At 65.2% G+C, this 9,629-nt stretch carries 11 protein-coding genes and 3 tRNA genes; 1 reads left to right on the top strand and 13 read right to left on the bottom strand.

Annotation, left to right across the window (positions count from 1 at the left end):
- From ACCC97_RS28255 to trpE, 12 genes are all read right to left on the bottom strand, one after another.
- Positions 1–251, bottom strand: a 251-nt coding sequence (locus tag ACCC97_RS28255) for a GTP-binding protein (RefSeq protein WP_413336270.1), incomplete at its 3' end; no start/stop codon positions are given.
- Positions 252–324: 73 nt separating this feature from the next.
- Positions 325–399: transfer RNA gene (locus tag ACCC97_RS28250), tRNA-Thr, on the bottom strand.
- A gap of 41 nt (positions 400–440) precedes the next feature.
- Positions 441–514: transfer RNA gene (locus tag ACCC97_RS28245), tRNA-Gly, on the bottom strand.
- Between the two features lie 65 nt (positions 515–579).
- Positions 580–665: transfer RNA gene (locus ACCC97_RS28240), tRNA-Tyr, on the bottom strand.
- Between the two features lie 106 nt (positions 666–771).
- Positions 772–1,479, bottom strand: a complete 708-nt coding sequence (locus ACCC97_RS28235; protein WP_007830971.1) for a uracil-DNA glycosylase — start codon at positions 1,477–1,479, stop codon at positions 772–774.
- Positions 1,476–2,276 (bottom strand): indole-3-glycerol phosphate synthase TrpC, encoded by an 801-nt coding sequence (gene trpC / locus ACCC97_RS28230; protein WP_007830970.1) that lies wholly within the window; start codon positions 2,274–2,276, stop codon positions 1,476–1,478. Before trpC ends, ACCC97_RS28235 begins: the two co-directional genes overlap by 4 nt.
- 27 nt (positions 2,277–2,303) lie before the next feature.
- Positions 2,304–3,326 (bottom strand): anthranilate phosphoribosyltransferase, encoded by a 1,023-nt coding sequence (trpD, locus tag ACCC97_RS28225; RefSeq protein WP_007830969.1) that lies wholly within the window; start codon positions 3,324–3,326, stop codon positions 2,304–2,306.
- A 22-nt stretch (positions 3,327–3,348) separates the two neighbouring features.
- Positions 3,349–4,008, bottom strand: a complete 660-nt coding sequence (locus ACCC97_RS28220; RefSeq protein WP_007830968.1) for a LysE family translocator — start codon at positions 4,006–4,008, stop codon at positions 3,349–3,351.
- A 16-nt stretch (positions 4,009–4,024) separates the two neighbouring features.
- A complete protein-coding gene (ltaE, locus tag ACCC97_RS28215; protein ID WP_007830967.1) occupies positions 4,025–5,083 on the bottom strand; it encodes a low-specificity L-threonine aldolase in 1,059 nt (352 codons plus the stop codon).
- A gap of 7 nt (positions 5,084–5,090) precedes the next feature.
- Complete coding sequence (locus ACCC97_RS28210) at positions 5,091–5,675, bottom strand: aminodeoxychorismate/anthranilate synthase component II (protein ID WP_413336267.1); 585 nt, start codon at positions 5,673–5,675, stop codon at positions 5,091–5,093.
- Positions 5,672–6,064, bottom strand: a complete 393-nt coding sequence (locus ACCC97_RS28205; protein WP_007830965.1) for a GxxExxY protein — start codon at positions 6,062–6,064, stop codon at positions 5,672–5,674. The genes ACCC97_RS28210 and ACCC97_RS28205 overlap by 4 nt, the downstream gene beginning before the upstream one ends.
- A complete protein-coding gene (trpE, locus tag ACCC97_RS28200; RefSeq protein ID WP_007830961.1) occupies positions 6,061–7,563 on the bottom strand; it encodes an anthranilate synthase component I in 1,503 nt (500 codons plus the stop codon). Before trpE ends, ACCC97_RS28205 begins: the two co-directional genes overlap by 4 nt.
- A 348-nt stretch (positions 7,564–7,911) precedes the next feature.
- On the opposite strand from trpE, the gene ACCC97_RS28195 reads away from it, so the two are divergent.
- Positions 7,912–8,517 (top strand): chalcone isomerase family protein, encoded by a 606-nt coding sequence (locus ACCC97_RS28195; protein ID WP_007830959.1) that lies wholly within the window; start codon positions 7,912–7,914, stop codon positions 8,515–8,517.
- A gap of 24 nt (positions 8,518–8,541) precedes the next feature.
- On the opposite strand, the gene gph is transcribed toward ACCC97_RS28195, so the two are convergent.
- On the bottom strand, positions 8,542–9,252 hold the full coding sequence (gph, locus tag ACCC97_RS28190; protein WP_007830958.1) for a phosphoglycolate phosphatase: 711 nt from the start codon (positions 9,250–9,252) through the stop codon (positions 8,542–8,544).
- Between the last annotated feature and the right edge of the window lie 377 nt (positions 9,253–9,629).

Here is a 9,629-nt window from a genome sequence, read left to right as displayed (position 1 = left end):
CCGGGGCAGTCGACGTGTGCGTAGTGGCGGTTGGCCGTTTCGTACTCGACGTGCGCGGTGTTGATCGTGATGCCGCGGGCCTTTTCTTCGGGCGCAGCGTCGATCTGGTCGTAGGCCTTGGCTTCGCCGCCGAACTTGGCCGACAGCACCGTGGCGATCGCAGCCGTCAGCGTGGTCTTGCCATGGTCGACGTGACCGATCGTGCCCACGTTCACGTGCGGCTTGGTGCGGGTGAATTTACCTTTTGCCATTTTTCGACTCCGAAAAAAACGTTTTCAACGTATGCAGATGGGTTGCAAAGCTGCCGTTGCAACCCCCAAAAACTGGTGCCCTTTGCGGGAATCGGACCCGCGACCTCTCCCTTACCAAGGGAGTGCTCTACCACTGAGCCAAAAGGGCTTTATCTAACCAAATCGCATTCCTGCGCCGAACCGGATCTCTGGAGCGGGAGACGGGAATCGAACCCGCGTCATCAGCTTGGAAGGCTGGGGTTCTACCATTGAACTACTCCCGCATCAGGGGCACTTCAAGGCACCCAAAGCGCTAGATCCAATCGCTCCTAGAAACCAAATTCATCGCTGGTGGAGAGGGCTGGATTCGAACCAGCGTACTCGTAAGAGGGCAGATTTACAGTCTGCTGCCATTAACCACTCGGCCACCTCTCCGGCGAACCTCGAAATATAGCACGGTTTTGTGACTACACAGAAATCCCAGCATCAAGAAGATGCGGAAGAACTGCCCGAGGCATGAGCCCACGATTATCTCCGAAGTTCAACCCTCCGGCCGCTGCGCCTCCCGCCATGCGCGCGCTTCGCCGAAATGACCGCAGCCGATGAACGGCACGGGCGGGCGCAGCGCCGAAAGGGGCGACGGATGATTCGCCATCAGCACCTTATGGCGCCCAACATCGATCAACGCGCGCTTACTCTGCGCGTGCGAGCCCCACAGCATAAAAACAACAGGTTTGGTGCCAGCCGAAACATGGCGGATGACGGCATCCGTCAGCACTTCCCAGCCGCGGCCGGAATGGCTGGCGGGCTGCGCTTCTTCGACCGTCAGGCAGGTGTTGAGCAACAGCACGCCGTGCTTCGCCCACTTCACCAGGCTGCCGCCCGGGTTCGGAAACGGCGGCTGCGGCGCGCCGAGGTCGCGCTGAAGCTCCTTGAAGATGTTGCGCAGCGACGGCGGCAGCGCCACGCCGGGCGCCACGGAGAACGCCAGCCCCTCGGCCTGGCCGCGTCCGTGGTACGGGTCCTGGCCCAGGATCACCACGCGCACCTCGTCGGGCGGCGTGAGTTCCAGCGCCCGCAGCGGCTGCGGCGGAAAGATCACGGCGCCCGCATCGAGGCGTTCGCGCAGGAAACCCAGCAACTTCTGCCCGACGGCGCCACCGAAAAAGTCGTCGACCAGCGGCTGCCAGCCGGGCGCTACCGGCCAGTCGGCAGGATCGCTGCTCGACAGCTGATCGGGCCGATTCATTTGAACAACGCAGCGAGGGCCTCGCCGGGCTCCTTGGCGCGCATGAACGCCTCGCCGACCAGGAATGCATTGACGCCGGCCGCGCGCAGCGTAGCCACGTCTGAGCGCGTGGCGATACCCGATTCGGTGACGGGCAGGGTGTCCGCCGGCAGCCTGGGCAGCAGATCGATGGTCGCCTGGATCGACACCTCGAAGTTGCGCAGGTTGCGGTTGTTGACGCCGATCAGCGCGGTCTTCAGCTTGAGCGCGCGGTCGAGTTCGGCGGCGTCGTGCACTTCCACCAGCACCGCCATGCCCAGCCCGCGCGCGATGGCTTCGTAGTCCTTCATCTGCGCGTCGTCGAGGCACGCGGCGATCAGCAGGATCGCATCGGCACCCATTGCGCGCGATTCGTACACCTGGTACGCGTCGATGATGAAATCCTTGCGCAGCACCGGCAGGTCGCACGAGGCGCGGGCTTGCTTGAGGTAGTCCACGCCGCCCTGGAAGAACTGCTTGTCGGTCAGCACCGAAAGGCAGGCCGCACTGATCTCTCCATCGCCTTCGGCGTAGCTTTGCGCAATGTCGGCGGGAATGAAGTCCTCGCGCAGCACGCCCTTGCTCGGGCTGGCCTTCTTGACCTCGGCGATCACGGCGGCATGGCCGGCGGCGATCTTGGCGCGCAGCGCGGCTTCGAAATCGCGCGTCAGCACGCGGCTCTCGGCGTCGAAGCGAACGGCTTCGAGCGGCGCGCGCTTCAGGGACGCAGCCACTTCCTGGTGCTTGACGGCAACGATCTTGTCGAGGATGTCGGACATAGCTTTGGGGTTCCGTTTTCTTGAGGCTCAGACGGCCGCAGAGGCCTTGACCAGTTCGGCCAGCTTGGCCTTCGCCGCGCCCGACGCGATGGCAGCGCGCGAGCGCTCCACGCCCGCCGCCACCGAATCGACCACGTTCGCCGCATACAGCGCGGCGCCAGCATTCAGCAACACGATGTCGAGCGCGGGGCCGGCGTGATTGTCGAGCACGCCGAGCAGCATCGCCTTCGACTGTTCGGGCGTCTCCACGCGCAGTGCGCGGTTGCTCGACATCTGGAAGCCGAAGTCTTCCGGATGCAGTTCGTATTCGCGAATTTCGCCGTCCTTCAGTTCGCCCACCATGGTGGCCGCGCCAAGCGAAATTTCGTCCATGCCGTCGCGGCCGTAGACCACCATCGCATGCTCGGCGCCGAGCCGCTGCAGCGCACGCACCTGGATGCCCACGAGGTCGGGGTGGAACACGCCCATCAGGATGTTCGGCGCACCGGCCGGATTCGTCAGCGGCCCGAGGATGTTGAAGATCGTCTTGATGCCGAGCTCCTTGCGCACCGGCGCGACGTTCTTCATCGCGGGATGGTGGTTCGGCGCGAACATGAAGCCGATGCCCACCTGCTCGATCGAGCGTGCAATCTGCTCGGGCTTCAGGTTGATGTTCACGCCCAGCGACTCCAGCACGTCGGCGCTGCCCGACTTGCTCGACACGCTGCGCCCGCCATGCTTGCTCACCTTGGCACCCGCTGCGGCCGCGACGAACATCGAGCAGGTCGAGATATTGAAGGTGTGCGAACCGTCGCCGCCGGTGCCGACGATGTCCACGAGGTACGTCGTGTCCGTCACGGGCACCTTGGTCGACACCTCGCGCATCACCTGCGCGGCGGCGGTGATCTCGCCGATGGTTTCCTTCTTCACGCGCAGGCCGGTAATCAGCGCAGCCATCATCACGGGCGAGCACTCGCCGCTCATGATGAGACGCACGATGTGCAGCATCTCGTCGTGGAAGACTTCGCGGTGTTCGATGGTGCGCTGCAGCGCTTCCTGGGGGGTGATCATGGAAAGTCTCCTGGAAAGTGCGTCAGGAACCGACGCGAACGGCGGGCGCGTCGGTGAACGCGAGCTTGAGGCCGAAGCCGATGAAAAGCACGCCGGCGGCGCGGTCGAGCCAGTGCATGCCTTTCTGCACGGCGCTGCGATGCGCCATCCAGCTCGCGGCCATGGCCCATCCGACGTTGACGGGGATGGCGTTGAGATTGAACAGCACGCCCAGCAACACGAAGGCCAATGCCTTGCTGTCTGTGCCCGGCGCGATGAACTGCGGCACGAAGGCCAGGAAGAACAGCGCAACCTTCGGATTCAGCACGTTGGTCCAGAAGCCGCCAAGGAAGATCGCCTTGAGGCTGCGCGCCTCGCTCACGGCGGCCACGGCTTCCAGGTCGGCTGGCGGCTTCGCGCGCGACAGCAGCATGCGCACACCGAGGTACAGCAGGTACGCCGCGCCGATGTATTTGAGCACGGTGAAGGCCGTGGCGGATGTCGCCATCAGCGTGCCGACGCCGACCGCTGCGGCGAAGATGTGAACGAAGCAGCCTGCCGTGATGCCCAGCCCCGCCATGACGCCGGCGCGCACGCCCGAGCGCAGCGAGTTGGTCACGACGTAAAGCACGTCGGGGCCCGGCGTGAGGTTCAGCAGCCAGCCGGCGGCGATGAAGGCGAGCAGATGGGGAAGATCAGGCATCGCGTCCTCGCCGGGTTCAGGACTTGAAGAAGGCGCGGATCGCGGCCACGGCCCGGTCCACGCCGGCGGCATCGACATCGAGGTGCGTCACGAAGCGCAGGCTGTAGAGCCCGGTTGCAAGGATGCCCTGCTGGTTGAGGCTCGCGAGCAATTCCGAAGAACGCGCCTGCGCGGCGCCGGCAAGATCGACGAACACGATGTTCGTGTGCGGCGCCTCGACCTTCAGCCCTTCGATGCCTTCGAGCCCCTGCGCCAGGCGCTGCGCCAGTGCGTGGTCGTCGGAGAGACGGTCGACATGACGGTCGAGCGCATGCGAAGCCGCTGCCGCCAGAAGCCCCGCCTGCCGCATGCCGCCGCCCGCCATCTTGCGGATGCGGTGTGCCCGCGCGATGAACTCCCGCGAACCCACCAGGGCAGAACCGATCGGCGCGCCGAGCCCCTTGCTGAAGCACACCGACACGCTGTCGAAACATTGCGCGATGCGGCGGGCTTCCGCGCGGATGTCGCTTCGATTGTTCAATGCCGCCTGCGCGGTTGCCGCATTGAAGAGCCGCGCGCCGTCGAGGTGCCGCTGCAGCCCCCTGCTTCTCGCCAGATCAGTCGCCGCCTGAACGTACTCGAAAGGCAGCAGCTTGCCGCCCAGCGTGTTCTCCAGCGCCAGCAGCCGCGTGCGGGCGAAGTGCGCGTCGTCGGGCTTGATCGCCGCCTCGATCTGCGCGAGCGGCAGCGTGCCGTCGGGCGCGTGATCGAGCGGCTGCGGCTGCACGCTGCCGAACACCGCGGCGCCGCCGCCTTCCCAGCGGTAGCAGTGCGCCTGCTGGCCGACGATGTATTCGTCGCCGCGGCCGCAGTGCGACAGGATCGCACAGAGGTTGCTTTGCGTGCCCGTGGGCACGAACAGCGCGGCCTCGAAGCCCAGCAGCGCGGCGATCTTCTCCTGCAGCGCATTCACGCTCGGGTCGGCGCCGAAGACGTCGTCGCCGAGCGGCGCCGCCATCATGGCCTCGCGCATCGCCGGGGTGGGTTGCGTGACGGTGTCGCTGCGCAGGTCGACGAGGGAGGAGCGGTCTGTCATGGCGGGATCAATCGAGAAAGTTCTTGAGCATGGCGTGGCCGTGCTCGGTGAGGATCGATTCGGGATGGAACTGCACGCCTTCGATGCGCACGTCGTGCGCGAAGCCGGTGTGCCGCACGCCCATGATCTCGCCGTCGTCGGTCCATGCGGTGATGGCCAGCTCTTTCGGGCAGCTTTCGCGCTCGATGGAGAGCGAGTGGTAGCGGTTGACGGTGAACTTCGCGGGCAGCCCCGCGAACACGCCTTCCTGCGTGGTCGTGATCTCGCTGGTCTTGCCGTGCATCAGCTGCTGCGCGCGCACGATCTTGCCGCCGAAGGCCGCACCGATGGCCTGGTGGCCGAGGCACACGCCGAGGATCGGCAGCTTGCCCGCGAACTGCTTGATGGCCGGCACCGAAACGCCCGCTTCCGCCGGCGAACAAGGCCCTGGCGACACCACGAGGCGCGTGACGCCGGAAGCGATCAGCTCGCCGATCTGCGCCACCGTGATCTCGTCGTTGCGATGCACCTGCACATCCGCACCCAGCTCGCCGAGGTACTGGACGATGTTGTAGGTGAAGGAATCGTAGTTGTCGATCATCAGCAGTTTCATGGCTTGCTCACAATCCGGTGCACGCCCTTGACGACGGGGAACACGTTGAAGTTGATCAGAAGGCCCAGCTTGAGGCCCGAAAGACGCAGCGCGGCCAGCACCTGGGCGCGATGCAGGTCGGTCAGCACGTCGACTGCCCTGAGTTCGACGATGACCGACTGCTCGACCACGAAGCCCGCGCGGTACACCTCGCCGAGCGAGCGGCCCTTGTAGGTGGCGGACAGCGCCACGTCGCGCGTGAAGCCGATCTCGCGCTCGGCGAGTTCGATCGCCAGCGCGGCGGCGTAGGCGTCTTCGCTCAGGCCCGTGCCAAGCACGCGCTGCACCTCGACGGCGGCGCCGATGATCTCGTGCGAGAAGTCGTTCTGAATATCCGGTGCGGTGCTCATTCCAGGCCTTCCTCGACCAGTTCGGCGGCACGCAGGAGTGCGCGCGCCTTGGCTTCCGTTTCCCTCCACTCCAGCTCGGGCACCGAGTCGGCCACGACGCCGGCCGCGGCCTGCACGTGCAGCATCTGGTCCTTCACGATGCCGGTGCGGATGGCGATGGCGACATCCATGTCGCCCGCATAGCTGATGTAGCCGCAGGCGCCGCCGTACAGGCCGCGCTTGGTGGGCTCCAGCTGGTCGATGAGCTCCATCGCATGCACCTTGGGCGCGCCGGTCAGCGTGCCGGCCGGGAAGGTGGCCTTGAGCACGTCGATGGCGGTCATGCCGTCCTTCAGCGTGCCTTCGACGTTGCTCACGATGTGCATCACGTGGCTGTAGCGCTCCACCGCGAAGGCTTCCGTCACCTTCACGGTGCCGGTCTTGGCGATGCGGCCGATGTCGTTGCGCGCGAGGTCGATCAGCATCACGTGCTCGGCGCGCTCCTTCGGGTCGTTGATGAGTTCCACCTCGGCCGCCTTGTCGAGCTCGATCGATGCGCCGCGCGGGCGCGTGCCGGCCAGCGGGCGGATGGTGATCTTCTGCTCGCCTTCGCCCGTGTTCTCCTGGCGCACCAGGATCTCGGGCGACGCGCCCACCACGTGGAAGTCGCCGAGGTTGTAGTAATACATGTAGGGCGACGGGTTCAGCGAACGCAGCGCGCGGTACAGCGACAGCGGCGACTCGGTATAGCGCTTGCTGATGCGCTGGCCCACCTGCACCTGCATGAAGTCGCCGGCGGCGATCATTTCCTTGGCGCGCTCCACGGCTGCGAGGTAGTCGGCCTTGGCGAAGCTGCGCTCGGGCGGGTGCGGCTGCGTGGGCTTCACGATGGGTGCGCTCACCGAGTACTTGAGCTTTTCCTTCAGCTCGCGCAGGCGTCGCTTGCCCACGGCATAGGCCTCGGGCTGCTTCGGATCGGCATAGACGATGAGGTAGAGCTTGCCCGAGAGGTTGTCGATGACCGCCAGTTCCTCGCACTGCAGCAGCAGGATGTCGGGGCAGCCCAGCGTGTCGGGCGGACAGCTGTTCTCGAGCTTGCGCTCGATGTGGCGCACGGTGTCGTAGCCGAAGTAGCCGGCAAGGCCGCCGCAGAAGCGCGGCAGGCCGGGCCGCAGCGCGACCTTGAAACGCTTCTGGTAATCGGCCACGAAATCCAGCGGATTGCCCTTGGCGGTCTCGACGACCTGGCCGTCGGTCACCACCTCGGTGACGGCTTCGGCGCCGAAGCCGCTGGCGCGCAGCAGCGTGCGCGCCGGCAGGCCGATGAAGCTGTAGCGCCCGAAGCGCTCGCCGCCCACCACCGATTCGAGCAAGAAGCTGTGCTTGCCACCGCCCTGCGAGTGGGCCAGCTTGAGATAAAGGGACAGAGGCGTTTCGAGGTCGGCAAAGGCCTCGGCCATCAGCGGAATGCGGTTGTAGCCCTGGGCGCTGAGGCTCTTGAATTCAAGTTCGGTGATCACGGATCGTTCTCCAATTGCCGGCCGGCGCTGCTTTGGCCGTGGCAAGGTCATTCACGGATGGTCCGGCGTCGTCGTGTGTGTCGATCCGGAACCGCGGGCGCACGGCGTGCGCCGTGCAATCAAACAGTCAGCGAAGTATGGCGACGCCAGGGCCAGGCTCCCCGGCTGCCTTCACCTGTTTGAATGATGTGATGAACGAACATATGAGGGGCGGAGTTTAGCCCACGAAAACGCGCAGGCGTGCACCGGGAGCCGCCAACCTCGGTTTTGAGGGTTCCCCCGAGGGCGAAACGTAAAACGAAAAGATACATTCGCACGACCGTTCGCAAAAATCCAAGGAGTCCCCCGTTGACTGCTCTTTCGCTTCCGGGCGCGTTCTTCTCGCGCCTCCTCCTGGGCGCCTGTCTGGCCACCGCAGCCCTCGGCGCCTCAGCCGCGCAGGTCGACGTGGCCGGCGTCAAGCTCGAAGACCAGATGGATCTGCGCGGCACCCCCCTGGTGCTCAATGGCGCGGGCATTCGCTACAAGGCCATCTTCAAGGTCTACACGGCCGGCCTGTACATGGGCAAGAAGGCATCGACCACCGAAGAGGCACTGGCCGCGCCGGGCCCCAAGCGCGTGGCCATCACCATGCTGCGCGACATCGACGCGAACGAACTCGGCAAGCTCTTCACCAAGGGCGTGGAAGACAACTCGCCCAAGAGCGAGATGGTCAACCTCATTCCCGGCCTGTTGCGCATGGGCCAGATGTTCGCCGACCAGAAGCAGCTGAAGGCCGGCGACACTTTCACCATCGACTGGTTGCCCGGCACCGGCACGGTGATCACCGTGCGCGGCGTGGCGCAGCCCGATCCGATCAGGGAGCAGGCCTTCTTCAACGCGCTGCTGCGCATCTGGCTGGGGCCGAATCCGGCCGACTGGAAACTGAAGGACGCGCTGCTCGGCAAGCAATAGCCGGCCAACAAGCAGGCAGCGCCGCTATCGCATCGCGGCCGCCCCGAACTCGGCCAGCGAATCGACAAAGCCATCGGCATCAACGCCGCGCACCGGCTCGCCGTGGTTGTAGCCGTAGGTCACGAGCACCACGGGGCAACCCGCACCACGTGCGGCGCGCGCGTCGTTGCTCGAGTCGCCGATCATCAGCGTGCGCGCGGGCTGGGTGCCCAGTGCTTCGCAGGTCTTCAGCAGCGGCAGCGGATCGGGCTTCTTGCGCTCGAAGGCATCGCCGCCGAACACCAGATCGAAGAAGCCGTCGAGGCCCTTGCCGGCAAGCAGCGGCTTGGCGAACGACGTCGGCTTGTTGGTGAGGCAGGCCAGCCTGAGGCCTCGCGCGCGCAGCGCCTTCAACCCCTCGATCACACCGGCATACACCGCCGAATGCTGTCCGTTGATGGCAAGGTAGTGATGCTGATAGCGCTCCCACGCGCGATCGAACAGCGCACGCGCCTTCGCGCCAGCAGCGTCGGCGCCCGACGGCGCCATCACGTGCACGAGCGCGGAATGGATCAGGTGCTCCGAGCCCTTGCCCACCATCGCCTCGATGGCGGCAGGCGCCACATGCGGCAGCGAGAGATCGTCGAGCATGCGGTTCAGCGACGCGGCGAAGTCGCCGAGCGTGTCGACCATGGTGCCGTCGAGGTCGACGATGGCTGCGTCGAAGCGGGTGTGGTCGAAGCTAATAGAGTTCAAAACAAACAAATAGAGTTCAAAAAATTGCCTGGTACTCTACTGGCCATCAAAAAATAGAGTTCAAAAAAATCGTAAATGCCGGGTGAAAAGCGAAGGTGCACCCGCAGTAGCTGCAGTTCATCGAAGATGTGAGAGCCAAGCCTCGTGAGGCGCAGTTTTCGCCAAACGCATTCCTGATCGGACGATCAGATTTCGCACGTCGCCTGACTTGAGGAGAACACCAGGCTCCACATTTGGGATCGGCATGTTGTGCGAGCCAACCAAGCGCCGCACGAGAAATCGGGTACCTACGCGCCGTAGGCCGCCATGAAGACCCGTACAGCCTCGCGCAGAAGAGCCCTGTTTTCCCGGGAATCCGGCATCTCGAGCTTCAGCAG

It is taken from the genome of Variovorax sp. Varisp85 (assembly GCF_047304045.1).
GTDB lineage: Bacteria > Pseudomonadota > Gammaproteobacteria > Burkholderiales > Burkholderiaceae_C > Variovorax.
Note: the sequence above shows the minus strand (reverse complement) of the source record. Positions and strands in the feature narration are given on the sequence as shown.